This window comes from Qipengyuania pacifica (genome assembly GCF_019711555.1).
Taxonomy (GTDB): Bacteria; Pseudomonadota; Alphaproteobacteria; order Sphingomonadales; family Sphingomonadaceae; genus Qipengyuania; species Qipengyuania pacifica.
On the sequence record NZ_JAIGNQ010000003.1, the window covers coordinates 106,248 to 131,362 of the forward strand.

At 57.4% G+C, this 25,115-nt stretch carries 20 protein-coding genes and 1 tRNA gene; 12 read left to right on the top strand and 9 right to left on the bottom strand.

The window, feature by feature from the left end; translation table 11 throughout:
* Positions 1-25: 25 nt before the first annotated feature.
* Positions 26-1,087, top strand: coding sequence for a CNNM domain-containing protein (locus K3177_RS10265; RefSeq protein ID WP_221598191.1), 1,062 nt, complete (start codon positions 26-28; stop codon positions 1,085-1,087).
* Positions 1,088-1,207: 120 nt separating this feature from the next.
* Here K3177_RS10265 and K3177_RS10270 read toward each other — a convergent pair whose 3' ends face one another.
* Both K3177_RS10270 and rnd read right to left on the bottom strand, forming a co-directional pair.
* Positions 1,208-2,104 (bottom strand): hydrogen peroxide-inducible genes activator, encoded by an 897-nt coding sequence (locus K3177_RS10270; RefSeq protein ID WP_221598192.1) that lies wholly within the window; start codon positions 2,102-2,104, stop codon positions 1,208-1,210.
* Positions 2,105-2,113: 9 nt separating this feature from the next.
* Positions 2,114-3,316 carry a ribonuclease D gene (gene rnd / locus K3177_RS10275; protein WP_221598193.1) on the bottom strand — a complete coding sequence of 401 codons (1,203 nt, stop codon included), beginning with the start codon at positions 3,314-3,316 and terminating at the stop codon, positions 2,114-2,116.
* 179 nt (positions 3,317-3,495) lie between these two features.
* Here rnd and aspS point away from each other — a divergent pair, with 179 nt between their 5' ends.
* The 6 genes from aspS (at position 3,496) to K3177_RS10305 (ending at position 8,769) form a co-directional block, all read left to right on the top strand.
* Positions 3,496-5,313 (top strand): aspartate--tRNA ligase, encoded by a 1,818-nt coding sequence (aspS, locus tag K3177_RS10280; protein ID WP_221598194.1) that lies wholly within the window; start codon positions 3,496-3,498, stop codon positions 5,311-5,313.
* A gap of 119 nt (positions 5,314-5,432) precedes the next feature.
* Entirely contained in the window at positions 5,433-5,669 is a 237-nt protein-coding gene (locus tag K3177_RS10285) for an acyl carrier protein (RefSeq protein ID WP_006834437.1), read from the top strand.
* Positions 5,670-5,762: 93 nt separating this feature from the next.
* The gene (fabF, locus tag K3177_RS10290; protein ID WP_221598195.1) at positions 5,763-7,022 is read left to right on the top strand and encodes a beta-ketoacyl-ACP synthase II; all 1,260 of its coding nucleotides are present in this window, start codon (positions 5,763-5,765) and stop codon (positions 7,020-7,022) included.
* A 1-nt stretch (position 7,023) separates the two neighbouring features.
* Positions 7,024-7,998, top strand: a complete 975-nt coding sequence (mltG, locus tag K3177_RS10295; protein ID WP_221598196.1) for an endolytic transglycosylase MltG — start codon at positions 7,024-7,026, stop codon at positions 7,996-7,998.
* Positions 7,995-8,525 carry a 2'-5' RNA ligase family protein gene (locus tag K3177_RS10300; protein WP_221598197.1) on the top strand — a complete coding sequence of 177 codons (531 nt, stop codon included), beginning with the start codon at positions 7,995-7,997 and terminating at the stop codon, positions 8,523-8,525. The genes mltG and K3177_RS10300 overlap by 4 nt, the downstream gene beginning before the upstream one ends.
* A 167-nt stretch (positions 8,526-8,692) precedes the next feature.
* Positions 8,693-8,769: transfer RNA gene (locus tag K3177_RS10305), tRNA-Met, on the top strand.
* Between the two features lie 356 nt (positions 8,770-9,125).
* Here the strand turns inward: K3177_RS10305 and K3177_RS10310 are convergent.
* Entirely contained in the window at positions 9,126-9,344 is a 219-nt protein-coding gene (locus tag K3177_RS10310) for a hypothetical protein (RefSeq protein WP_221598198.1), read from the bottom strand.
* 270 nt (positions 9,345-9,614) lie between these two features.
* On the opposite strand from K3177_RS10310, the gene K3177_RS10315 reads away from it, so the two are divergent.
* Complete coding sequence (locus K3177_RS10315; protein WP_221598199.1) at positions 9,615-10,763, top strand: DUF2891 domain-containing protein; 1,149 nt, start codon at positions 9,615-9,617, stop codon at positions 10,761-10,763.
* Positions 10,764-10,848: 85 nt separating this feature from the next.
* Here K3177_RS10315 and K3177_RS10320 read toward each other — a convergent pair whose 3' ends face one another.
* The 4 genes from K3177_RS10320 to K3177_RS10335 all read right to left on the bottom strand — a co-directional run bounded on the left by K3177_RS10320 (position 10,849) and on the right by K3177_RS10335 (position 15,763).
* Positions 10,849-12,102, bottom strand: a complete 1,254-nt coding sequence (locus K3177_RS10320; protein ID WP_221598200.1) for an HAD-IIIC family phosphatase — start codon at positions 12,100-12,102, stop codon at positions 10,849-10,851.
* Positions 12,103-12,740: 638 nt separating this feature from the next.
* Complete coding sequence (locus K3177_RS10325; protein WP_234036339.1) at positions 12,741-12,986, bottom strand: acyl carrier protein; 246 nt, start codon at positions 12,984-12,986, stop codon at positions 12,741-12,743.
* A 29-nt stretch (positions 12,987-13,015) separates the two neighbouring features.
* Positions 13,016-14,092 carry a hypothetical protein gene (locus K3177_RS10330; protein WP_221598201.1) on the bottom strand — a complete coding sequence of 359 codons (1,077 nt, stop codon included), beginning with the start codon at positions 14,090-14,092 and terminating at the stop codon, positions 13,016-13,018.
* Between the two features lie 102 nt (positions 14,093-14,194).
* The gene (locus tag K3177_RS10335) at positions 14,195-15,763 is read right to left on the bottom strand and encodes an MBOAT family O-acyltransferase (RefSeq protein ID WP_221598202.1); all 1,569 of its coding nucleotides are present in this window, start codon (positions 15,761-15,763) and stop codon (positions 14,195-14,197) included.
* 568 nt (positions 15,764-16,331) lie between these two features.
* Here K3177_RS10335 and K3177_RS10340 point away from each other — a divergent pair.
* The 3 genes from K3177_RS10340 to asnB all read left to right on the top strand — a co-directional run bounded on the left by K3177_RS10340 (position 16,332) and on the right by asnB (position 20,724).
* Positions 16,332-17,177 (top strand): sulfotransferase family protein, encoded by an 846-nt coding sequence (locus tag K3177_RS10340; protein WP_221598203.1) that lies wholly within the window; start codon positions 16,332-16,334, stop codon positions 17,175-17,177.
* Positions 17,178-17,455: 278 nt separating this feature from the next.
* Positions 17,456-18,685 (top strand): polysaccharide pyruvyl transferase family protein, encoded by a 1,230-nt coding sequence (locus tag K3177_RS10345; protein ID WP_221598204.1) that lies wholly within the window; start codon positions 17,456-17,458, stop codon positions 18,683-18,685.
* A gap of 95 nt (positions 18,686-18,780) precedes the next feature.
* On the top strand, positions 18,781-20,724 hold the full coding sequence (asnB, locus tag K3177_RS10350) for an asparagine synthase (glutamine-hydrolyzing) (RefSeq protein ID WP_221598205.1): 1,944 nt from the start codon (positions 18,781-18,783) through the stop codon (positions 20,722-20,724).
* A gap of 14 nt (positions 20,725-20,738) precedes the next feature.
* Here asnB and K3177_RS10355 read toward each other — a convergent pair whose 3' ends face one another.
* Together K3177_RS10355 and K3177_RS10360 are read right to left on the bottom strand one after the other, a co-directional pair.
* A complete protein-coding gene (locus tag K3177_RS10355) occupies positions 20,739-22,094 on the bottom strand; it encodes a lipopolysaccharide biosynthesis protein (protein WP_221598206.1) in 1,356 nt (451 codons plus the stop codon).
* The gene (locus K3177_RS10360) at positions 22,091-23,455 is read right to left on the bottom strand and encodes an O-antigen ligase family protein (RefSeq protein WP_221598207.1); all 1,365 of its coding nucleotides are present in this window, start codon (positions 23,453-23,455) and stop codon (positions 22,091-22,093) included. Before K3177_RS10360 ends, K3177_RS10355 begins: the two co-directional genes overlap by 4 nt.
* Before the next feature lie 248 nt (positions 23,456-23,703).
* On the opposite strand from K3177_RS10360, the gene K3177_RS10365 reads away from it, so the two are divergent.
* Entirely contained in the window at positions 23,704-25,089 is a 1,386-nt protein-coding gene (locus K3177_RS10365; RefSeq protein ID WP_221598208.1) for a pectate lyase family protein, read from the top strand.
* The last annotated feature ends 26 nt before the right edge of the window (positions 25,090-25,115 follow it).

A 25,115-nucleotide genomic window follows, 5' to 3' on the forward strand; every position in this document is an offset into this window, starting at 1 on the left:
AGACGGCGCCAAGACGCCTGCTTTCATGGCCCTACTGATTTTCTACGTTTCGCTCGCGCTGATCGTGTCGTTCTTCTGTTCATTACTGGAGTCATCGCTGCTGACGATAACTCCGTCCAGCGTTCGCTCCGCGGAAGAACGCGGCGCGAAGTGGGCCGCAAAAATGAAAGGGCTGAAAGACGACGTCGAGCGCCCGCTTGCTGCGATCCTGACGCTAAACACCGTGGCGCACACTATGGGTGCAGCGGGGGCGGGTGCGCAGTATGCCGCGCTCTACGGAGCGGGACGCGAAGCTGTTTTCGCCGGTGTCCTGACCGTGGCGGTTCTGGTGGTGACAGAGATTATCCCCAAAACCATTGGTGCGCGTTATGCGACCAGCCTGGCACCGTTCACAGCTTCCCTGCTGCCCGTGCTGATCACCGCGCTCGCGCCGCTGGTGTGGGCGTCACGGCAGATCACGCGACTGATAACGTCCGGCAAGCCCGCGGATCCGCCTCAGCACCGTGACGAACTGCTGGCTATCGCCAGTCTGGGGCAAGCTTCCGGCCAGATCGATAAGGTCGAAGTGCGGTTTATGAAAAATCTTATCCAGCTCAACGCGGTCAAGACTTCGGATATCATGACGCCGCGCACGGTCGTGTTCGGTCTGAGCAAGTCGGATGATCTTGGCAAATGGGCGGAAAAAGTCAGCGCCTCGCCCTACAGCCGCATTCCGGTTCTCGATGGGGAGAGCGACAAGCCGAGCGGCTTCGTGTTGAAAAGCGATCTGCTTGTGTGCCTCGCCAAGGGCGAAGCGCAGTGCGATGTCGACGGTATCATCAGGTCGCTGCCCGGTGTCCTCGACGAAGTACCGGTGAACAAGCTGTTTCATCGTATGGTCACCGATCACAACCATATTCTGGCCGTGCTCGACGAATATGGCACCTTCGTAGGCTTGGTAACACTGGAGGATGTGCTCGAAACCATTTTCGGCTTCGAGATTGTCGACGAGCTCGACGAAAAACCGGATCTGCAGGAGTACGCCCGCGAGCTGGCGCGCCGCCGCAACACGGAACGCGCAATGCCCGATAGGTTGACGCCGGACTAGGTTTTGCGAAGTCGTGCTACGAAAAGGCTAGATATGAAGGCGTCATCAAAATGCTTTTAAGTGAATTAAGCCTTTCCTCTGTCGAAGACATCGCCATCTCGGCGACCGATTCTCGTATGTTTAGCCCTCGCGTAATTCCTGTGCCAGAAGTTCGAAATCGTCCCGTCTTGGCGAGTTGCGGCGCCAGATCAGGGCGATCTCGCGAGTGGCGTTTTTCGACTTGACGGGGCGCGCGACGACTTCCGTCCCGTTCAGAATGCCCGCGTCGATGGCCATCTTGGGCAGCATCGTCAGTCCCAGATCGTTGTCCACCATCTGGACAAGTGTATGTAAGCTCGTGCCGATCATGGTAGCCGAAGCCCGCAGTTCTGGTCGGTTGCAGGCGGCCAAAGCGTGATCTTTGAGGCAGTGTCCGTCTTCAAGCAGTAGCAGACGTCCTTCATCGATCATGCTTGGAGGAATGACATCGGGTGGGTCACGTGGGTCGCCCTTTGGAAAGGCGACATAAAGCTCGTCATCCGCAATGTGGGCCTGTTCGATCTCGCCCGTCGCGAAGGGAAGGGCAAGGAGCACACAGTCGACGCGGCCGTGCTGAAGCGATTCAACGGCGTCCTGACTGGTCTCCTCACGCAGTAATAATTGGAGATCGGGGCGCTCGCGACGCAGGCGTGGAAGAAAGCGGGGCAGCAAAAACGGCGCAATAGTGGGAATTACGCTCATTCGCAGTTGGCCGGCGAGAGGCTTTCCCGCAGCCTGTACCAGATCCGCCAGTTCCTCCGCTTCGCGCAGAATCCGGTGAGCCTTTTCCACCACCTGATTGCCGAGCGCCGTAAAGCGCACGACCCGGCGACTTCGTTCTACCAGCGTGACACCAAGGAGCGATTCCAGCTCGCGTATCCCGGCACTGAGCGTCGACTGAGAAACGAAGCTCGCCTCTGCAGCGCGGCCGAAATGACCGTGCTCGTGCAACGCGACGAGATACTGCAATTGCTTCAGCGTCGGCAGATAGGTGGACACTCGACCGACCTATTCTGCAGCTTGCTTTTCGACCATGCCGGCGTGGAGGTCATCGATGTGCGTCATGAGCAGGCGGCCATCCTTGACCGCGAAGGCAAGCCGGCCCTCGACGAGTTCGAGCGCGTCCTTGCCGAATACCTCGTAACGCCAGCCATTGAGGATTTTAAGATCGCGAACACCCGCGGCAAGGGCTTCCATTTCATCCGCCTTGGTGAGCAAACGGGATGCAACATCGATTTCGCGGGCACGGATCTTCAAAAGCAGCTTCAGAAGGTCGGCAACGAGGGCGCCTTCTTTGCCTAACGGCGCGCCCCGCTTGGGCTTTTCGGGCATTTCCTCCTTCGAAAGCGGTTCAGCCTTGTCGAGCACTTTCATCAGGCGTTTGCCGATGTCATTGTCTTTCCAGGCGTTCGACAGGCCACGAACCTTCGTAAGGTCGGGCTGTTTCTTCGGGGGGTGGCTGGCGATATCGGCCAGCGTTTCATCACGCATGATGCGTCCGCGCGGAATGTTCTTGTGCTGAGCTTCGCTCTCACGCCAGGCGGCGAGCGCCTTCAGGCGCCCAAGTACCTGTGCATTGCGGCCGGGCGATCGAATGCGGTGCCAGGCGATATCGGCATCATTGGCATAATTCGCAGGATCTGCGAGCCGCTCCATTTCGGCATCGAGCCAAGCACCACGCCCGGTCTTGATGAGCTTCTTCAGGATACGCGGGAAGATCGTGGCGAGGTGGGTCACATCGCCGATAGCATATTCGATCTGCCGATCGGTCAGCGGGCGACGGCTCCAGTCGGTAAAGCGGGCGCCCTTGTCTATGGTCAGCCCGAGCCAGCTCTCGACGAGATTGGCGTAGCCGATCTGTTCGGACTGGCTGATCGCCATCATCGCGATTTGCGTATCGAAAATCGGTTGCGGCGTCTTGCCGGTAAAATTGTAGACGATTTCCACATCCTGCCCCCCTGCGTGGAAGACCTTCAGAATGTCTTCATTTTCACAGAGCAGGTCCCACAGCGGTGTCAGATCGATACCGTCGGCAAGCGGGTCGATGGAGGCAGCTTCTTCCTCATTGCCGATCTGCACCAGGCAGAGTTCAGGCCAATAGGTATTCTCGCGCATGAATTCGGTGTCGACGCAGACGAATTCGTGTTTTGCCAGGCGCTCGCACAGTTCGGCCAGCGGTTCTGTCGTCGTAATCAGTTCGTGTATTTTCATCGTACTCGTTTCTGGTTCGGGCGGAGTGCCGCCCACGGGCCGGACCGGCCCAAGACAACAGGGCGTGCGCAACCTTGACAAAAAGCCGTGCTTGCCCTGTTAGCGCGCGCGATTCCTGCTAGAGGAGCGCAGCCCTTCGCGCCCCTAGCGCTATAGCTCCGAAAATGGAAAGATTTTAGATGCACGCCTATCGTACCCACAACTGTGCCGCACTGAACAAAGACGATGTCGGCGAAACCGTTCGTCTGTCGGGCTGGGTGCATAACAAGCGCGACCATGGCGGCGTTCTCTTCATCGATCTCCGCGATCATTACGGCATCACGCAGATCGTTGCCGACGAGGATAGCGACGCGCTTCCGGTTCTTGACAAGATCAAGCTGGAATCGGTCGTCACGATCGACGGTGTCGTGAAGGCGCGGGCCGATGTGGCGGTGAACAAGAACCTGCCAACGGGGGAGATCGAAGTCTTCGCGCGCTCGGTCAATGTCCAGAGCCGCGCAGACGATCTTCCGCTGATCGTCAATTCGGCGGAGGATTACCCGGAAGAAACGCGCCTCAAATATCGGTTCGTGGATCTGCGCCGCGAGCGGGTGCACGCCAATATCATGCTGCGTAACCGCGTAATCACCTCGCTGCGTCGCCGGATGATCGACCAGGGGTTCAGCGAATTCCAGACTCCTATCCTTGGGGCGTCGAGCCCGGAAGGCGCACGGGATTACCTCGTGCCGAGCCGCCTCCACCCGGGCCGCTTCTATGCGCTTCCGCAGGCCCCGCAGATGTTCAAACAGCTGCTCATGGTTGCCGGTTTCGACCGTTACTTCCAGATCGCCCCTTGCTTCCGCGATGAAGATCTGCGCGCCGATCGCAGCCCCGAATTCTATCAGCTCGATTTCGAAATGAGCTTCGTGACGCAGGAAGATGTCTTCCAGACGATCGAACCGGTTCTGGCGGGCGTTTTCGAAGAATTCGCGAACGGAAAAACTGTGACCCCTGCAGGTGAATTTCCGCGCATCCCTTATGCCGACGCCATGCTGAAGTATGGCAGCGACAAGCCCGATCTGCGAAACCCACTGCTCATCAGCGACGTGACCGAACACTTCACGACCAGCGGTTTCGGCCTGTTCGAAAAAATCGTCGGGACCGGCGGCAAGGTCCGTGTGATCCCAGCGCCGGGAACGCACGAAAAGAGCCGCAAGTTCTTCGACGAGATGAACGACTGGGCCCGCCGCGAAGGCTTTGCCGGTCTCGGCTACGTCACCCGCAAGGGCGGCGAATTCGGCGGTCCGATCGCCAAGAACCACGGTACCGAGGGCATGGAGAAACTCTATGCAGAATTGGGCCTGGGCGAAAACGACGGTCTGTTCTTTGCTGCAGGCAAGGAAAAGGACGCGGCCAAGCTCGCGGGTGCTGCCCGCACCCGCGTGGCCGAGGAACTGGGCCTGATCGAGGAAGGCTGCTTCAAGTTCTGCTGGATCGTCGACTTCCCGATGTTCGAATATGACGAGGACCTCAATAAGGTCGATTTCAGCCACAACCCGTTCTCGATGCCGCAAGGCGAGATGGATGCGCTCGAAACCCAGGACCCGCTGGACATCAAGGCGTGGCAGTACGACATCGTCTGCAACGGATACGAGCTGTCCAGCGGTGCGATCCGTAACCACAGGCCCGACATCATGTACAAGGCCTTCGAGATTGCCGGCTACACGCAGGCCGATGTCGACGAAAACTTCTCGGGCATGATCGAGGCGTTCAAGCTCGGCGCACCGCCCCACGGCGGTTCGGCCCCGGGTATCGACCGTATCGTCATGCTGCTTGCGGATGAACCCAACATCCGCGAAGTCATTGCCTTCCCGTTGAACCAGAAGGCGCAGGACCTTATGATGGGCGCACCAAGCCTTGTTTCGCCGCGCCAATTGCGTGATGTTCATATTCGCACCGTCGACGCACCCAAGCCGCAGGGCGCGGAAGCGACGCGGGTCGACCAAGCCGGGGAGTGAACGGGTCCCGGGCTACCGTCCGCACTCCGTCAGAACGATTCCTAGACCCTTGCCTAAGCCTTCAGCGTTCATTAGGGCGACAGGCAATTCAATAACCCCCAGATCTGAGAGGGATTACAATGAGCGATACTGCCGACCGCGTGCAGAAGATTGTCGTCGAGCATCTCGGCGTCGAGGCCGACAAGGTCACCCAGGAAGCCAGCTTCATCGATGATCTCGGTGCGGACAGCCTCGATATCGTCGAGCTGGTGATGGCGTTCGAAGAAGAATTCGGTGTCGAAATCCCCGATGACGCTGCCGAAAAAATCACCACCGTTGGTGATGCGACCAAGTACATCGAAGAGCACAAGGGCTAAGCCTTCAGCTGCCTTCATGCCCGCCCAGTGCGGGTTCGGACAGGCCCGACCCGGTAACTGGGCCGGGCCTGTTGTCTTTTTGCGGAGAATAGCATGCGTCGTGTGGTCGTAACCGGACTTGGCCTCGTCACCCCCCTGGGTGGTGATGTGGAGACTTCATGGAAAAACCTTATCGCTGGTAAAAGCGGGGCGGGGCAGATCACCCGGTTCGATACGACCGGGCAGAAATGCACTATTGCCTGCGAAGTGAAACCCAAGGACCACGAAGACGGTTTCGATCCCGACAGACGCGTGGATCACAAGGTGCAGCGCCAGGTCGATCCATTCATCGTATATGGGATCGATGCAGCTGGCCAAGCGCTGGAAGATGCCGGTCTTGTCGACATGGATGACGATCTCAAACTGCGCGCGGGCGTATCGATCGGTTCGGGCATTGGCGGTTTGCCGGGCATTGAAAGCGAATCGATTGTTCTTCACGAGCGCGGCCCTGGGCGGGTCAGCCCGCATTTCGTCCATGGGCGATTGATCAACCTCATCTCCGGGCAGGTTTCTATCAAATACGGCCTTATGGGCCCCAATCATGCCGTCGTCACAGCCTGCTCCACCGGCGCGCACTCCATCGGCGATGCCGCGCGGATGATTGCGCTCGACGATGCTGATGTGATGCTGGCAGGTGGCGCAGAATCGACCATCAATCCGCTCGGCGTAGCCGGCTTCGCACAAGCGCGTGCCCTTAACACGAGCATGAATGATCGCCCGACCGAAGCCAGTCGCCCGTACGACAAGGACCGCGATGGTTTCGTCATGGGCGAGGGGGCTGGCGTCGTCGTGCTCGAAGAGTACGAACATGCCAAGGCTCGCGGTGCGAAAATCTACGCGGAAATCGTCGGCTACGGCCTTTCTGGCGACGCCTATCATGTGACCGCGCCTCATCCTGAAGGCAAAGGCGCTGAGCTCGCCATGCGCATGGCCTTGAAGAAAGCCGGCATGGAGCCGAGCGATATCGATTACGTAAATGCGCACGGTACATCGACCATGGCCGATACGATCGAACTTGGCGCCGTGAAGCGTGTTCTGGGCGATGATCTTGGTGGCGCATCCATGAGTTCGACCAAGTCTGCCATCGGCCATCTCTTGGGCGGTGCGGGTGCAGTCGAGGCGATTTTCTGCATTCTTGCCATTCGCGACCAGATCGTCCCGCCGACGCTCAACTTGCATAACCCCGACGAGGGCACGGAAGGTGTCGATCTTGTGCCTTTGAAGGCGAAACAACGCGAAGTGAATGCTGCTCTCAACAACAGTTTCGGCTTCGGCGGCACCAACGCCTCGGTAATCATCAAGAAGGTAGACTGACGTGAAGAAGGCCGGGTGCCTTCTAACCAGCAGCGTATTGGCGCTCGTCCTGGCGATTGGCGCTATCTGGTTCCTGTCGGGCTGGTGGGGCAGTGCCCAGGTCGAGGATGATACGAATTTCATCGTCCCGTCTGGGGCCAGCCTGACGTCTGTGGCTGACAAGCTGGCGGATGAAGGGCTGATCTCCGACCCACGCGGCTTCCTGCTACGCGCCAAGATATTCGGATCGTCCGATCCGATCATGGCTGGCGAATTTCTTTTGCCCGCAGGCGCCAGCAATTCGAAGATCCTCGATACATTTCAGCATGGCGAAGTAATAAGGCGGTTCGTGACCATTCCCGAAGGATTGCCTTCCGTCATGGTTCACGACCGGCTGATGGCAGAAGAAAATTTAACCGGAGAGATCCCCGTTCCGGTCGAAGGCTCGGTGCTTCCCGATACGTACGACTATGAACGCGGCGAATCCCGCGGCACCGTGCTGGCACGCATGCAAGCGGCAATGCAGAACTATCTCGCCGAAGCCTGGCCCAAGCGCGCCGACGATATTGCTGTCGATACCATTCAGGAAGCCGTGACACTTGCCTCCATCGTCGAGAAAGAAACCGGTGTCGCCAGAGAACGACGCATGGTCGCCGGCCTCTACTCCAATCGCGTGAAGGATGGGATGTTGCTGCAGGCTGACCCCACGATCATCTACCCGATTACAAAGGGTCGACCGTTGGGCCGACGGATCAAGCAATCCGAAATTGCCGCCATCAACGACTATAATACGTATTCGATGGTGGGATTGCCGAAGGGGCCGATTACGAATCCGGGCCGCGAGTCCATTGCTGCCGTGCTCAATCCGGCAAAGACGTCTGCGCGTTATATGGTGGCCGACGGCACTGGTGGGCACGCATTCGCCCAGACGCTGGACGAGCACAATCGCAATGTCGCCAAGTGGTTCGAGATCCGCCGCCAGCGTGGGGAAATGTGAACACCGAAGGTGAAGCGCCTCTGATTGTCACGGCCCGGCTGCCGCGTGATCTGCACACCCGATATACGGCCCTCCGCAAGGCCCATTTTCCTGCAGAACGCAATTATCTCGAAGCTCATGTCACGCTGTTTCACGCCTTGCCGGCCATGTGCGAAGCGGAGGCGTGCACGTATCTCAGGCGCCTAGCAGCAGAGTTTGCGCCCATCGATGGCCATGTCGAAGGCATAATGTCGCTGGGGCGGGGAACGGCCGTCAAACTGATCAGTGCGGACATGCTTTTACTACGCGAACTGATTGCCGACCATTTTCATGGCCTGTTGACGCAACAGGATCAGCATCGCCCACGCCTGCATGTGACGATCCAGAACAAAGTCAGTGGCAAGGAAGCAAAGGCACTGCAAACAGCCTTGGCGGGCACGATCGAGCCCCGAGCCTTCCAGTTCACGGGGGTTGACCTCTTCCGGTATCGAGGGGGGCCCTGGGAGAAGGTGAAAGGGTTCGACTTCCGCGGACATGGCCGTCTCTAACTGGTAAACAGATGGCTTGCCGGCCCGTTGTGACCGAAGATAAATTGTTTGCGTGAGGCCCATTCCGGAAATCGCACATGTAGCACATTTGCGCGGTTGACCCGGTGGCCGGACCGCCCTAAACGCGCCGCCTGCCGAGCGAGCAAATGCGCCGGCATGCCTTTCGGGGCGGAGTAGCTCAGGTGGTTAGAGCAGCGGAATCATAATCCGCGTGTCGGGGGTTCGAGTCCCTCCTCCGCTACCAAAAATCAATAACTTAGCAATGTTTAGTCCAAGCAGTATACAAACTGCAAACTTTCATGCTTAAAGGCGTGCGGGTAGGACGGTTTTTACGCGTAGTTCACATAAAAATGGCGCAAACTCGTTTGTAGAAATCGCATGGCATTGTGTGTTTAAATCTTTTGCCAAGACCGTTCTCATTTACGACTTACCATGGCACTTTTGGGGCTCGGCTTGTTTGAGCGGCGGTCAAAACCATCACCTGCTGCTACAGCGGAGTTTTCTCGCACAGTTCAGGCGAAGCGTGTGCGGGCTTTCGTCCTATCCGTTCGGTAGCAGATGAAAAGATCATCCTCCGCTGTACTTTCTCCATCTTCGTGGTCAGGCGTCGGTGAGTGCGGCGTCAATCATCGCTTGCCAGATTTCCGCTGACCTGTTGTCGTCGTTAGCCACTTGGTACGCCGCAGAAAGCATGTTTTCGCTTGGATTACGCATGGCCAGAAGCACGGCGCGAACAACATTTCTTCGACCCTCTAAGTCGAGTTGCACTCCGCAATCGAGCATCGCTCGCGCGGCTTGCTTAACGGTTGGGTCGCGCATCAACATTCCTTTTCTGGACCATAAGTTTTTAGACCGTTCCCAACGTGCGACAAGGCTTCCATAAACGCTAGTCATATTAACTAATCAGTCCTGCTATGCTGCAGTATTGATGATGCTCAAGAGGACTCGGTACGCTTGGTTGGGCCGTAAAAAGCCAAAGTAAGTTCGGTCGCCAAAGACTTTTTCAGAAAGTTCGCTCCTCCTAATTGTTGTTGCACTCAACGCTAACACAGCGCTTGGCGAAGGCTGGGAAAGCGGATACGCAGTTGTATGCGTAGAATTGCAATTGGTTCGCTATTGGGTTTGTTGTTAGTGGCTTGCTCACCCGAGGCTGATGATGCGACCGAGGAAAGGAAATTTCCCTCGCCTCGCGCAGACAGCCAGACTGATCGATTTGCCTTGCTTGCACTTGATTGCGTCCATCGCGAATACCCCAACAAGATCTCGCACGTTCTGGAAAGCGACGCCGACGCGCTTCCACCTAGCCAACTCACGCCGGCATTCTACGGATGTTTCGATTGGCATAGTTCGGTGCATGGGCATTGGCTGCTCGCCAGGTTAGCGCGCACTGACCCGGATACGCCCATGCGCGAAGCGATCCTTGCCGCGCTCGACCGCAGCTTGACCGAACAGAACATCGCCGGTGAGCTAAGGTATTATACCAACGGCGATCGGGCGTCGTTCGAGCGACCGTATGGCGTGGCGTGGTTTCTGCAATTGGTGGCCGAGCTGGATGAGAGCGACGATCCTCAGATGAAGAGGTGGCGGGAGAATCTACGGCCACTCGAAAATTCGATCGTAGCCAACATGATGAATTGGCTTCCCAATCTCGCTTATCCCATTCGTGTCGGGACCCACAATCAAAGTGCGTTCGCGTTCGGCCTTATGCTCGATTACGCCCGTCAGGTCGGCGATACCGAACTGGAGCAGTTGCTGGTAGCGAAATCGCTGGAATTCCACGAAGGGGATCGCGATTGCCCGATCGGATATGAACCTTCTGGCGAGGATTTTCTTTCTCCCTGTTTGATGGAAGCAGATCTGATGCGCAGGGTGATGCTATCCGACCGCTTCGCCGAGTGGCTCAGCGGATTTTTGCCAGACATACCCACGGATGGTTCGGCGGATTGGCTGGAACCCGGCATTGTGCGTGACCCTACCGACGGCAAGCTCGTCCATCTTGATGGTGTCAACCTGTCGCGTGCGTGGGCGATGGGAGGGATCCTGTCGGCTCTGCCTCCAGAAGACCCGCGGCGCGCCGCACTCCAGGCTTCTGCCGATCGGCATCGTGAGGTTGGCATCGCCGCAATTAGTGCGGAGAATTACGAAGGCAGCCACTGGCTGGGAAGTTTTGCAACCTATCTGACCACGAAACGTGGCATTTCCGAGCACACGGCGAGCGGATCAGGAAACCAGAGCTAAGGGTCATCATAGCTGTAGGTTTTTGAACGCAATTCGGAGGCACTAAGCGTTTCCGTGTATACCAAGCAAAGTTTCCCTTCGCAGGTTAGCCAGCGATGCTCACGTCGATGAATGTCGTATGCGGCGCATACTGGTCGACCTCTTGAGAATAGGTGATCGATCCGTCATCGCAGCGTTCCACAATATCGAAACCGAAGGCGGGGAAGAACTGCGAAACCATTCCGTTTCGATCTGTGGGAACATATCGCGCATGTACTGTTGATGCGCGGGCCCGCCTTGCCGTGTCGAAGAGGGCATCCATGACGGCTTGCTCGACACCGCGTTCAAGGACACGGCACGATTGCAGCCAAGTGTCGATCGTCCAAGCCGCGCCATCTTTGCGCACGATGATCACACCGATCATGCCATGCTGCGCGAACTTGTCCTCCAGTCGAACCTGCCATGCGAGCTGATCCGGATCTTCTTCTATTCTTTGAACATCCTGTTCGCCATATCGTTTGGTCGTCAGGTTGAACTGGTTGGATTTATTGATCAACTGGGTGACGCGACTGCGCCCGGCACCGTCGAAGGGCTTGATCGTCATGCGCATTTCAAGCGACGATAGATAGTCGCTGTAGTTTCCGATTTTTGCGCGCACTTCGGCTGCCGCCGCTCGGCCCCCATAACTTTCGGCCCGCGAAATATCTTCCGTGTTCAGCGGCAGGTGGTCGAACAGTCCCGACTGCGAAATCCTCTCGATAAAGAAGGAAGGATCTTCGCCGACCTCAATGGTCGATACCATCGGCAATTCCTGTCTCACTCGCTCGCGTTCGGCAGGATTGTCGTCAACGAAGACCAGCGATTCAGGGCCCAGACCGAGGGTCTCGGCAATCGACCGGATATTGGTAGCTTTGTCGTTCCAGTTGGCTTGGAAGACCGCAATGTGACTCTCTTTGAGGACCATTTCCGAATGATTTCGAAAAGGCTCGCGCGCAATTTCGTCAGTATTTTTCGAACAAACAGCCAAAACCACACCACGATCGCGTAAGGACAAAATGAAGTTCTGAAAGGCGACGAATGCCTCTCCCTCAGGCGAATTCTGGCCAAGCCTAATGCCTGCCAGCCCATCATCGCCGATCACTCCGCCCCACAGGGTGTTATCAAGATCAAGGACAAGCGCTCGCGCGGACTTGCCTTTCATTGCAGCTAATACCGCGGCGATGCTGTCCGATGCTAAAGGACACATTTCGATGCGAAACGGTATTTTGGCTGCATGGTAACGGATCGGATCGAGCCAGTTTTCAATTCCTACGCGGCTGGCCAGTGCGGCCTCATCCCATATCAGCCATTTGCCGAGCATCGCCCCTTCGGCAAGCTTGAGGTTGACCAGATGTCTGAAGCGCGCGCTGGTACCAGGTGTGGCCAGTTCAGCCGATGAAACCTGTTGTGCGGCTGGAAGGGTTGCAAAGATTGGCCGACATTGTGACTTTTCCAAGGTGGCGGCGGCAAGCGCAGAAAAGAGGTCTTCAGCGGCTGCGATAGCTTCCTCCTCTGCGGCGCGGTCGAGAATTGGGCGCTTGTTCGCGAAGGCGGTTTCATCGAGTACAACGAGCACAGCATCCAGAGGCTTACCGAAGCAGTCCGAAGGCGAATAAGCGTAACTTGCAACGCTGTCGTAGGGCGCCTCGACTGACGATATGGCCAGGCCCCGCGCCAGACCCGCAGCGGCCAGGGGGGCAGGTAGATAGCTAAGTGTTCTATTTCCAAGCAGACCTATCGAAACAGGGGCAAAAGTCGGGCTGGGTATGTCCGACTTGAGCAGTTTGTTCGCAAACCGTTCAAGCCGCAGTTGCTCCCGGGTGGTAAGTCGCTGACCCGCTAGCGATCTGACCGCGTGAAAGTCGAGATCGCGGCCGTCGATGAGCGCAGCCTCGAAAATTTCGAGCCGTTCCCCCCAGTTAGAAGAAAGAGGAGGTCGCCAAGGGAAATTTTCGGAGGTCATCCGACCTGCTTCGCGGCTGCATTGACCAGATCCCCCAGATTCTTGAAGCTTTGCATCTCCGATGTGCTGAAATGTACTCCTAGCTCCATTTCGATCATCACCATCAGGCGGACATGCGACAGGCTATCCCACTGCGCCACATCGTTTGCAGTTGTCTCCATGGTTACCGGCCCGTCATACTCGTCGAACAGGTCGCGAATAATGGCTGTAATTTTTTCGAGAATGACATTCTGCTCGGACATCTGTGAAACCTTTTCGTGACGATCTGGGCCTAATTTTCGTGGATCGGAAAGCTATTCGCGATGCGATATTCTTTTACCGCATTGCGGATGTCGCGCTCGTAGGTTGCAAAATTTGCCCTAGTTATCCGGTCTTTTCCGGTTTTCATCGCAGAAACAAATCGCTGCAAAATCGCTGGGTCATACGCGTGGCCAACTTCGCGAAAGTTCGCGAGGTCCCCCGCCACCGTGGGGTCGCCATCTAATGCAAAGACCCTGACGCCAGATAAATCGCTGACGGCATCTACCAGACAGCGCCGCGCAATCATTTGCTCATCGAGAAGTGTCGGACTGATGTCGTTCTGCCTTACATAATAAAAAGCGTAAGACTCAATCGGGAACAAGATATCGACCCTGACTCCTCTCCCAGAAAGAGCCCGCACATCGGGGACGAGTTGTTCGTTCACAGACCGAAAGCTGTGGCAGTCTTTTCCGCTTTTCGCGTCGATGTCTTTGCGGTTGCGCTCAATCATGCGACCTAGCTTGGCAATCTCGCTCGGCCGCTGGAATTTGACATACATGTTCTTCACGTAAGTCTGATATTCCGCATCGTCCGGATTATCGTAGGTCAGCTTCCCGCTCATGATTTCGAACGTTTTCCGAATTGTCGGAAGGTTCACCATCCGTAGATCGTTGGTGATGTCCCCGTCGTACAGGAATGTCGGGAAACCCGAGTTCGCAACGTCGGGCCCCACCATGTAAGTCCAGTCAAACGTAAGGATGACGTGTTGTACGCTTGGGTTGTCGATTAACCGATCCAGGACCAGGTCGCGATCTTTGGGGCGGGGGCCGCCATAGCTCAGGTTTACGGCGCGCGTCTCAGGCCCGAGAATTGCCTTCAGGTATTCCGGCGAATACATCGCCGTGATTGAGCTCCCTACGAGGAACGTGTTGAAAGACGGGTCCTTCGTAGCAACGTCGATCCAGTCGATGACCATGTCTCTGGGCGTGTCGTCAGGCTCAATTCGAGGATTTGCGCCCCACCGATAAACATTATGTGGATCGACTGCGATGACGACGGTCGCGAGCAGTAGATATAGAAAAGTAATGAGAGCGGCGGCCAGGATCATCGGTCGCGCTGCTCGCCAGCGAGTATCGGTCAGCCTGAACCCGGTCGAGTGCGGAGGCGGCGATTCAGCGACGCTTGCGAAGTGTTCTGGCCGGGCCATGGCTCAGAACCCCTGATACAGAAATGGTGGCTGCCGCGACACGTAGTAGAGCGATGCGAGGACAAGACCGGAAATCGCCGCCGCCTGTATCCATCCGGGACGCCACAGTTCGCGAAGAAAGGCCGGCCCATAGCTCTTGTTGTCGTAGGTCATGATCGCAGGGCGATATCGGCGCATCAGTTCTACGCTGTTTGGGCAAAGATAGATGATGGAAAACGCCACGGCGAGTGTGACGACGGGTTCGCGCATGTTGAAAGCGGAAGGGGCATCGAACGATGTGCCAAACATTTGCCCGAACAGATGAAAGCCACCCGCGACGCTTTCCGAACGAAACATTGCAAGGCTAAGGCAAAGTGGCAGGAAGAAGACCGCCCTTTCGATAAACCCTATGACCAGCGGCGAAGTGGTTTTGCGAACGCTCTTGTACCATTTCGACGCCCGAACTTCGGTTTCGAGCGCGTACCAGAATCCGTGCATGAGTCCGAAAACGGAAAAGGTCCACAATGCACCGTGCCACAGGCCAATGATCTGGAAGTTGACGAGCATTGGAAGCCACAGGCTGAGCAAGTGAGCCGGAATGGGCGCAAGCCGGTTGAACATGCTGTAGCGCGTTCCCGCGACCGATAGGGGCGTGTAGAGAAACCGAGCGATCACGCGCGTAAGGGTCATGTGCCATCGCCGGTAGTAATCGATGATCCCGTTGGCTTTGAACGGCGAGAAGAAGTTTATCGGGTATCGCAATCCGAACATGCGGGCGAGGCCGAGCGCCATGTCCGAATAGCCGGAGAAATCGAAGTAGAGCTGGGCCATATAGGCAAGTGCACCGATCCAGGCCTGTACCGGGTGAATTTCTGCACCTACATTCGCTGCGCTGAAGACGACGTCGACCGTCGGTGCAAGATTGTCAGCCAGAACTACCTTCTTGAACATTCCGATCGAGATGAAGGTCAATCCAACGGCGAGATCGATCGGGTTGAGCCTCAAGAACCGCTTCGACTGAATTTGCGGATTGAACTCGCTGAGATAGGTGATCGGCCCGATGATCAGCTGGGGGAAGAAGCTCACAAAAGCGCCGTAGCGACAAAATGCCGAAAATACTGACTTGATCGATCCAAGTCTTCCCAAGAACTGTGTAACGTTCTTCTCGCGGGCATATGCATCGGCCAGGAATGCTGCCTGATGGAATGTGTAAAAAGATATTCCGGCAGGAATTGCTATGCCTGCGATGTCTACGATGAGACCGGATTTCGGCCCCAATAAAAGGGTCACAATCTTGTATTTGAAATAGCAGAGGGAGGCTATGTTATAAAATTGGCCGAACAAGTATGTTGAACGCCTGTTTTTATCCTGATCATCCATCTTCGTTATGATCAATGCTACCGAGAAGTTTACCGCCAGCGCGATCAGCAAGAGGATGACCGAAGTCATCGAGTGAGGGATATAAAATATTATCGACGCTACGAAGAGTAAGGCGAGCGCGTAATTTCGTCCGAAGTACGAAGCTGTCGCATAGAACGCGACCAATACGATCGGCAGGAATACAAATAAAAATATCGGATCGGTAAATATCAAAGCAAATCCGCCCTATTTTTATATTCCCAAAGCGATAGCGATTGGCCGGTCGTCCGCCAGACGGTGTGCCGACACTGATGCCGATGCGATGCCCAACTTCATTTCGTTGAGAAAGAGGTGCATCGGTATATCGCGTTGGTCACGATGAATGGCATGGGTTCATCAGAGGTACTGCAAACGGGTCAGACCACGATTTCGAAGCCTTAAGCGGCCGAACCACAAACCAAGATCGAAGGCTTCGGCCCACTGAGAAGGGGTATAAAAATGCCACTTCTCAACTAGTTAGGAAAATTATGCGCTGATCGGCGCGGATGCTCCTGAGCATATCTTTTGGGCCGGGCGCGGGTTGGTAAGTCAGTCGATGCGCCAGCGTCACCATTGCCCTGCCTTGATTGGGTTTCTGCCCATGACTAGCGTTAATGGCGCGTCTTCCTTGGAAGGTGCGGCGCCAGTGGCACGAAGGGTGCAGCCTGACTTTCCGTCGGAAGGCTCAGGTTGCACTTCCATCGTCTCGTCGAATGCGTTGGCCTCCAGCGGCCAGCGCGGTGGGCAAAGGTTAGGGCAGGCAATGCAGTTAAAGGACATCGATTTCGTCATTATCGGCGCCGCAAAATCGGCGACGACATGGCTGCAAACACAGCTGCAGTCCGATCCCTCGGTCTACATGCCGGACCCGGAACTTCATTATTTCTCGAGGGAATATGCTCGCGGAACAGACTGGTACCTGTCGCAATTCGCCGAAGGACGGCGGGACAAGCTTGTTGGCGAGAAATCGAACTCGTATCTCTATGTCCCGGAGGCCGCTGCCCGACTTCACCGTGACGTCCCGCAAGCGAAACTGATCGCGCAGCTTCGGCATCCGGTAGAACGGGCTTACTCCAGCTATTGCATGCTGTATCGCCGGGGACAGGTCGGGGGCGATATAGAGAAATATCTGAACCCTGCTCTCGGGGAGAGCGAGCAGATCCTGAAGTCCGGAAGATACGCTTCCCACCTCGAGCGGTTCATCGATCTATTCGGCCGTGAGAGGATGCTCATCCTGTTTTTCGAAGGCGTCTCGAAAAGCCCGAGGGCACAGCTGACACAGGTGCGCGCCCATCTTGGGCTTTCGCCACGTCCGCTCGCCGTAAAGTCGCAATCAAAGGTGAAGGACAAGACGACCCCGCTCGTACCGGGGCGCCTGCGCAAGCGGCTGGATTGGCTCAAGCCGATCGTTCGTCCATTGCGGGGCGCGCCCGCGTTCGAGGCGGCAAGAGGCCTCATCGCAACCGAGATCGAGTATCCACCGCTCACCGACGAACTCAGACAGCGTCTGAGCGATTATTACGCTCCCTCCATTGAAGCTCTGGAACGGATGAGTGGCCAGCCGCTCAGCCATTGGTACAGCTCTCCGGATCAGGCGAAAGTGGCGTGAGAGTTCGGGCGGCCGCCAACGTATGCCGGCGGCTATAAAGGACTAATCGCTTTTCCCAAATGTGATCGGTCAAAGCGATTGGTAGCTCTCGCTGTGCCAGCTTCACGCCCGCCGGAATACCACAGCTCTGCAATTTTAGACGGAGCCGGATGGTGCCGAGGCCAGCTGGCTGAAATCGAGCAGAAGTTGCTCGGCACGAGACCACTTCGGTCGGTGGAAGCACGCCCGAACTCTCATCTCTCGGGATGAACGGAATTTTGAAAAGGCCTTCAATCAATATGAAAAAGTTCATCGTGACCGGCGTTCAGATGCGAAACAAGGGCTCTCAGGCCATGTTCCTGTCGCTCTGTTACGGGCTCAAGTCTATATATCCGGGCTGTGAGGTTGTCGGGTTTGCCAATAAGTACGACGACCCCGCTCAGTATCAGTTCGAACTACTTCCATATGACGATTTCACGCGCCTGGTTTTCAAATACCGGCTCAACCGTGTGCCTTGGCTTGGGGATGTCCTGGCGAGGTTCGCGGGCATGTGGCGGAAGACTGGAAAGTGGTCCGGTAAGATTACCGAGATGGACAGCGCTTTGCGAGACGCTGACGCTATTTTCGACGCGAGCGGGTACACGTTGGGATCAGGCTGGGGGAAGGGTGGGGGCAGGCTGCTCCTTCAGACGATACGTATCGCCAGGGAATATAAGAAACAGATTATCCTGATGCCCCAGAGCTTCGGCCCTTTCGACTGGGGTGAGGACGATGATGCGGCATTCCTCGAGGAGGTTCGGGAGGAACTGGACTACTGCACGCGCATCTACGCGCGCGAGCGTGAGGGGTACGGGTGTCTACGGTCTCTCGGGCTTGGCAATGTCGAGTTGTCGGCAGATATGGTGATCCGCGAGAAGGTATTTCCGCAAGCGCGCGACATCCTCAGTTCTTACGACGCCGCGACAGTAAGCTATCCGCCCCCGGGATCCGTGGGCTTCATCATCAACGAAAATGTATTCAGGATTGGAAAGCCCGAAGCGGTGCTGGACCTCTATTCGCGCATGCTGGACCGTCTGATCACTGCAGGCGAGCGGGTGTTCATTCTCAACACCTCCACTGCCGACTTCAGACTGGTCGAAAGCGTCCTCGGCAAAACGGAAAACAGAGACAAGGTAGGTCTGATAAGTGGGGAATACTCCAGCCCGGAATTGATCGATATAATCGGTCGTTTCAAATACGTCGTTGCCTCCCGCTATCATTCGGTGGTGTTCGCCTACCGGAGCGGTGTACCGGCCATCATCCTCGGCTGGGCAAGCAAATATATCGACTTGGCGGCTCACTTCCAGCAGGACGAATATGTGTTCGACATCAGGGATTCGGATGCAGGAAGGATCATCGAGCAGGTCGACCGGATGAGCGTGAATTACGCCGCAGAATCCCGGCAAATCTTGGCTTGCCTGGAAGAGATTCAAAGGACGTCGGTCATCGGCGAAGCTGCAAGTCTCCTGCGATCTCCGCCCTCGCTTTAGCCGCGGAAGCACATCTCACCGCTTGTTCCAATTTCTCCCCTTTCAATACCCATTTTCGCACTCGCAACGTAGATACGCGCACCTAAGCTAGCGGTATGTGCGGAATTGCTGGCTTTCTGGATTTTGATCGTCAGCGATGTGCTGATCCTCTCCGCCTGCTCGACAGCATGAGGGATACCCTGACGCACCGTGGACCGGACGCCGGTGGCTCCGCACTGGAAGCGGAAGGTCGGATCGGACTGGGGCATCGCCGCCTTGCGATCATAGATCTATCGCAAACCGGTGCGCAGCCGATGGAATCGGCGTCCGGTCGCCATGTCATCGTTTTCAATGGCGAAATTTACAATTTTCAGTCCATACGAAACGAACTGACCGCGCTCGGTGTGGATTTCCGGGGAACGTCCGACACGGAGGTTCTACTCGAGGCGATCGAGCGTTTCGGTCTTCAGGAGGCGCTCGGGCGGGCCAACGGTATGTTCGCGTTGGCTGTCTACGACCGAAAGAAGCGGCAACTGGCCTTTGCGCGCGATCGCTTGGGAAAGAAGCCGCTTTATATCGGCATCAGCGGCAGCACACTTGCTTTCGGATCGGAATTGAAGGCGCTCCGCTGCCATCCGAAATTCAGCCATTTGCAAATCGATCCCCGCGCCGCAGCGCAATATATGCGGCTGGGTTATGTGCCGGCGCCATTGTCGATTTACCGCCATGTCGGAAAGTTACCGGCTGCGAGCTATCTCGTTTTCTCGATCGATGAAAAGGCGCCTGATCCGGAGGCAATTCACGAAGAAGCAGTCCAGTACTGGAGCATGTACGACGCGGCACGAGAAGGGGTGGAAGCTCGGTTCGGAGATGAGTCCGAGGCTTTGGATGCGCTCGAAGATCAACTGGGCGCGGCGGTTGAAAGGCGCCTGGTTTCAGACGTCCCCGTCGGGGCCTTCCTCTCTGGCGGGGTGGATTCCAGTCTTGTCTGCGCCGTCATGCAGGAACAGCTCGGTGGTCGCGCAAAGACCTTTACGGTTGGCTTTGCGGAAAGCGAGTTCGACGAGACAGCCGATGCCGCAGAACTTGCCGCGTATATCGGATCACATCACACCGAACTGCCTGTTGACCCTGACGCGGCGCTCGGCGCTGTCGGTGAGCTGCAGGAAATTTTCGACGAACCATTTGCCGATCCTTCCCAGATCCCGTCCTTGCTGATCTCGCGCCTGATCCGGTCCGAGGTCACGGTCGCAATTTCCGGTGATGGTGGTGACGAATTCTTCGGCGGCTATAAACGCTACTCGCGTATGCTTGCGATGGAGCGGCTGGCAAAGCGGTTGCCCAACGCAGCATGGCAGGCGTTTGACAAAGCTCCGTTGTGGCTGGTCGATGCCGGTTCCAAAGCGGCCGGGCGGCTTACCTCCGCAGTACACGCGGAAGAATTGAGCGGTGATCGGATGAAAAAGATACTCGCGGTTGTCGGTCAGCGCGACTTCCGCCATCGCTACGAACAATTCAACTCGCAATGGACGGGGGAGGGAGCGGCAAGTTCCAGTCCTTTGATCACAAGCCCTGTGCCTCCAGGGTTCGGCCAGTTGGAACAGATGATGTATCTAGACGCAATCTGTTACCTGCCGGATGATGTTCTGGTGAAGGTGGATCGCGCGTCGATGGCGGCAAGCCTGGAAGTTCGCGCGCCGCTACTGGATTATGAGCTCATTTCGACCGCGTGGAGAATGCCTACGAGCCTGCGGATGCAAAATGGCGAGATCGGGAAAGTGGCATTGCGAAAGTTGCTTACGCGGCGCGTGCCGGAACACATGATCAACCGGCCGAAACGCGGCTTCGGGGTGCCTCTCAACGAATGGCTACGAGGTCCACTTCGCAACTTGGCCGACGAACATCTGGCTGCTGCCAAGGTAGATCAGGTAGGTTATTTCGACAGCGATGAGGTAAGCAAGCTGTGGGCTGAACATCGTTCGGGCCGGCGCAACTGGGGCTTCCATCTTTGGAACTGCATCTGTTTCAGCATGTGGCATGGCCGTTGGATGACGCACTAGGCATATTCGACGGCTCAGGAGGCCTCTGGCGCAACCTGTGAAGCGGAAGCCCGCCTCAGGCTTCTCCACATTGCGACATCCAGCATGATCGCATTGACTGCACCGAACCCGATATGTGCAAAGCTTGCGCCAATCGCACCGTAAGCCGGAATTGTATTGATGGCGATGGCAAGGAACACAGCCGTCGAACATGCCGACGCGCCAAGTGCATATTGCGGGCGGTTCATGGCCAATAAGGCCGACCGGGATGGCGCCGAATGCATGATGAGAAACACCGCGAACAGCTGGGCGACCAGGATCGCATAGGCCGGTGTAAACGCGGACCCGAATGCCAGTGCGATAATTGGTTTGCCGACCACTATTGTAACCAGAATCACGCCGCCCAGGATTACAGCAAGCAGTCCTTGAACGCCGACAACCGTCCGGCGGAAGCTTTCGGTGATTTTTCCGGCCCACATTCGCGCAAGATCCGGATAGACAACCATCTGTATCATCTCGCCAGAGCTCATGGCGACTTTCGCCATTCGCTTTGCGATGTGGTAGAAACCGGCCGCTTCCGTGCTGTCAGTCAGCGCACCGACGATCAGCGTATCTGCTTCATGGGTAATCGTGCGCAAAGCGCTCGATGCGTTTGTGGTAAAGGCAAAGCCTAGGAAACCGGGGAAGTCCTTGTGCAGATTACCCATGCGCGCACGAAACGGGGATGGTGTGCCCTGCCGGGCAAGCTGGCGAAACCCGATGAAGTTGTAAATCAGGGCATCGACCACCTGGCAAATGGTCCAAACCCAGACGAACGTCATCAGTCCGCTTCCCATCCAATAGAAAATTGCCGCTAGAAGCAGGCGCAGCAAGCCAGCCAGAAAGACGATGTACGCCATCGTCCGGAACATGCCTGCCATGCGCAGAACGGCCGATGACATGCCGCGCAGGTTCAAGGCGATCGCGATCGCATAAATCGCCACCAACGGGACCATTTCCGGCGGAAAGTCGAACAACGATGTCAGAATGAAGCCTGCCAGGACGGTCAGCAATGCGGCCACCGCCGCTCCGACCGCGTCGAGAAGCAGGCCGAAGAGATACAGGCGCGACATTCTTTCCGGGTCGGACGCGCCTTCTTCTGTAGCGGCGTACCGAACGAGCGGTTGCCAGGATTCAAAACGCACAACCCTTTCGCACACGCGCCCGACGGCCAATGTCAGGGCGAGTACGCCGAAGGCCTCCGGTCCCAGCGCGCGTGTGGCAAATGCGATGCTTCCGATCATGACCAGAGCATTGCCGAGATTTCCGGTCAGCAGATGGAGCACGCTCTTTACACGTGATCGCAAGACCGACTTTTCCGAAGTGCCGGGCACAGCAACACCCTTGTTCATGAAGGCGATCCCCAAGTCGCGCTGTCATCGGATTTCTGGACTGGCGCCGGGCTTGCCTGAAGCTCGTCACGAGACCGTGGCCGAGCGCGCGGAATTTCAACGCGCGTGCAAGTCAGTATGGCGAGGAATACGGGGGCGACCCACAGCCGCGCGTACATGTGCGGAACGGTCAGCGTGAACAGCGTGAAGATCAGCAGGACTCCCACGCAGATGATCCCGCGGCGCGGATCGACCGACATGTTGGTCAAGGCCCGGAACCACAGTATCGCAAGCAGTCCCAGGAAACCGATCAGTCCCGATAACCCGCCCTCGGTCAACAGCAGCAGAGGAAAGACGTGGACCGGCGCCTGATGGATGCTGACGACCCTGAAGCTGTCTACGCCGAGCCCCAGGAACAGCGTATCGCCGGACATGCGCCAAGCCTCCTTTGCCAGTTCCATGCGTCCGGCAAAGGTGCCCGCCTCCTGGAGCCCGCCTCCCGCAAGTGCTCCATAGACGCGCTGCTCGAACGGAGCAGGTAAGGGGAAACCGCTGGCGAAATACGCTGCACCGAGCCCCACCAACGTCATCAACGCGAGGATCGCCCATTGCGGCGATCGAATGATCATCACCAGCGATACCGCGCTCAGGCATATGACAAAGCCGCCGAAACTTGCCGAGGCGATGATACCCCACAACAGGAACACGCCGCACACTAGCGCGAGCAGCCGGTTCATGAGGCCCCGATCGATCGCATAAAGCAGCAGTACCAACGCGAAGCCGGCCATGGCGCAATTGTTGTTGGCGTTCCCCGAAAAAGCCCCCAGTCGCCCCATGCCGGTGATGAAATTGTTGCCGAATATTGGCGCGGTATCGGCGTAGTCGAAGAAGATATTGGCGATGTTCCCGAACGCTTGCGAGAACGTGACGCCGAGGATGTAGAACACCACACAGTGCTGCAGCGTCTTTTGATCGAAACTGGCGAACATCATCGGCAGCAGCAGGTACGCGAAGCTGTATTGCAGTGCGACGACGAGCCATCGCATCACCTCGCCATTGACGACCGTGCTGACGAACAGGCTCCCCAACATCAGGATCAATGCAAAGATCCAGGCCGGCGAAAACCCCTCCATCGGCGTCAGGTTGAAGCGCGAGGTGGCCACCAGTCCCAATATGACGACCAGAAACGCGCCGTCGGAGATCGTGAAGTTCAGGTCTCCCGGCCGCGCGATCTGCCAGGATACGGAGAAGATGCCGACAAGCAGGAACCCGTAAAGAACGCCTGAAATCAAGAGCGGGGCCCCCTGCCGGGACCTCCTTGCGGCCGCACGTCTGGTCGCGGTCGGCGCGTCGAGGCGCGCATCTTCGAAGACAGTGCTCATCACACCGAAATGTACTGTATCGCTTTTCCGCAGCCAAAGACGGGTTTGGCTATTGCCGAGGCTCTCTAGCGCCTCGGACCGGCAATTATGGGTCGATGCCTACGCCCTATGGGGGAGTGCACCTCGGCGGCAGCGAAACTTCGCCGACGCGCTATCCGGGTGAGCGATGGACACTCGCCCCGGCAGGCTGCAGCGTCTGCCCTCGGCTAACCACATTTGCGGGCGAGGTCTCAGGCTCAGTAATCATCATGCGACCGGTATGGACACTCTGTGCGAAACTGTCGGGGCTGGCCTTCGCGGCGAGCCTGGCCTCCTGCGCGGATTCTGCCGAAAGCGGCACTCAGCCGGACGCGGAACAGGAGGTCTGGCAAAAGCCCGACGTCCCCGCCTTCCCGGGCGCCGAAGGCTATGGCGCCCGGAGCAAGGGCGGCCGCGGCGGGCGGATCATTCGGGTGACCACACTGGCCGATTCCGGGCCGGGCAGCCTGCGCGATTGCATCGAAACTCTGGGGCCGAGGGTCTGCGTCTTTCGCGTATCGGGCCTGATCCGTTTCACCGGCGCCCCCCCTCGCATCCGCCATCCCTTCATAACCATCGCTGGCGAGAGCGCGCCGGGCGAGGGCATTACCCTGGCGCACGGCGGCGGCAGCGTTGGGCGCACGCCCCTTGTCATCAAGAATACGAATGATGTGATCGTGCGCCATCTTCGCATTCGCAACGACCGGATCGGCGATGAACGCGGGAGCGAGGATGGGATAACCATCGAGAACAGCTCCCACGTGATCATCGACCATGTCAGCGCATCATGGGCGCGTGATGAACTGGTGAACGGATTTGGTAACAACAACTTCATTACCATAAGCAATTCGCTGTTTTCCTGGGGCATTCCCAAGCACGACAAATGCGCCTTGCTCGCTTCCGATCCGGAAAGGCCGCAGCATTTCAGCTTCCTGGGCAATTTGTGCGCCCATAATGGTGATCGCAATCCCGACATCAACTTCCCGCCGCTCTCCTGCGTCGAGGTCGTCAACAACGTATTTTACAACGCCCAGTCTGAATTCGCCGAGGTCTGGGAATCCTATGGCGGCACGCCCGTGGCGATTGTCGGAAACACCTTCATCGCCGGCCCCGATACGAAATCCAATGCGATCGGCGTCGTGCGACAGAGGATCGCCAGCACCGGGCCGGCGCGCGTGTTCGTTGCCGACAACGACTTTATCGGGAAATTCCTGCTGAAGGATCACGATCTGGCGGAGATCACGTTGGACCGGCCGGACTGTCCATTGACCGTTGCTCCAGCTGCACCGCAAGCCGCCTATGCCCGCGTTCTGGCTATGGCCGGCGCATTTCCGCGCGACGCGCTCGACCGGCAGGTCGTCGGCGAGGTGGAGCGGCGCGAGGGATCGATCGTCCATTCGCCGGGGACGATACCGGCAATCGCGGCGTCTCGCGCGCCTGCCGATACGGACAGGGATGGTATGCCGGATGACTGGGAAGACGCTCACGGTTCAAATCCGGACCTGCCCGATGCCTGGAAAGATGCGAACGGGAATGGCCTGGCGAATATCGAGGAATGGCTCGAGGAACGCCATCAACAGCTGACGGGCGGCGTCCGGTCATCGAGCACGTCCTGATGCTCGTCCGAATGCGAAATTGGCAA

What these genes read in the sequence shown, in the direction of transcription:
- K3177_RS10265 (WP_221598191.1), top strand. Translation starts at nt 26, where the DNA reads ATGGCCCTACTGATTTTCTACGTTTCGCTCGCGCTGATCGTGTCGTTC.
- rnd (WP_221598193.1), bottom strand. Translation starts at nt 3,316, where the DNA reads ATGAAAATACACGAACTGATTACGACGACAGAACCGCTGGCCGAACTG.
- aspS (WP_221598194.1), top strand. Translation starts at nt 3,496, where the DNA reads ATGCACGCCTATCGTACCCACAACTGTGCCGCACTGAACAAAGACGAT.
- K3177_RS10285 (WP_006834437.1), top strand. Translation starts at nt 5,433, where the DNA reads ATGAGCGATACTGCCGACCGCGTGCAGAAGATTGTCGTCGAGCATCTC.
- fabF (WP_221598195.1), top strand. Translation starts at nt 5,763, where the DNA reads ATGCGTCGTGTGGTCGTAACCGGACTTGGCCTCGTCACCCCCCTGGGT.
- K3177_RS10310 (WP_221598198.1), bottom strand. Translation starts at nt 9,344, where the DNA reads ATGCGCGACCCAACCGTTAAGCAAGCCGCGCGAGCGATGCTCGATTGC.
- K3177_RS10315 (WP_221598199.1), top strand. Translation starts at nt 9,615, where the DNA reads ATGCGTAGAATTGCAATTGGTTCGCTATTGGGTTTGTTGTTAGTGGCT.
- K3177_RS10320 (WP_221598200.1), bottom strand. Translation starts at nt 12,102, where the DNA reads ATGCTCGGCAAATGGCTGATATGGGATGAGGCCGCACTGGCCAGCCGC.
- K3177_RS10325 (WP_234036339.1), bottom strand. Translation starts at nt 12,986, where the DNA reads ATGTCCGAGCAGAATGTCATTCTCGAAAAAATTACAGCCATTATTCGC.
- K3177_RS10330 (WP_221598201.1), bottom strand. Translation starts at nt 14,092, where the DNA reads ATGATCCTGGCCGCCGCTCTCATTACTTTTCTATATCTACTGCTCGCG.
- K3177_RS10340 (WP_221598203.1), top strand. Translation starts at nt 16,332, where the DNA reads ATGCAGTTAAAGGACATCGATTTCGTCATTATCGGCGCCGCAAAATCG.
- K3177_RS10345 (WP_221598204.1), top strand. Translation starts at nt 17,456, where the DNA reads ATGAAAAAGTTCATCGTGACCGGCGTTCAGATGCGAAACAAGGGCTCT.
- asnB (WP_221598205.1), top strand. Translation starts at nt 18,781, where the DNA reads ATGTGCGGAATTGCTGGCTTTCTGGATTTTGATCGTCAGCGATGTGCT.
- K3177_RS10355 (WP_221598206.1), bottom strand. Translation starts at nt 22,094, where the DNA reads ATGAACAAGGGTGTTGCTGTGCCCGGCACTTCGGAAAAGTCGGTCTTG.
- K3177_RS10360 (WP_221598207.1), bottom strand. Translation starts at nt 23,455, where the DNA reads ATGAGCACTGTCTTCGAAGATGCGCGCCTCGACGCGCCGACCGCGACC.
- K3177_RS10365 (WP_221598208.1), top strand. Translation starts at nt 23,704, where the DNA reads ATGCGACCGGTATGGACACTCTGTGCGAAACTGTCGGGGCTGGCCTTC.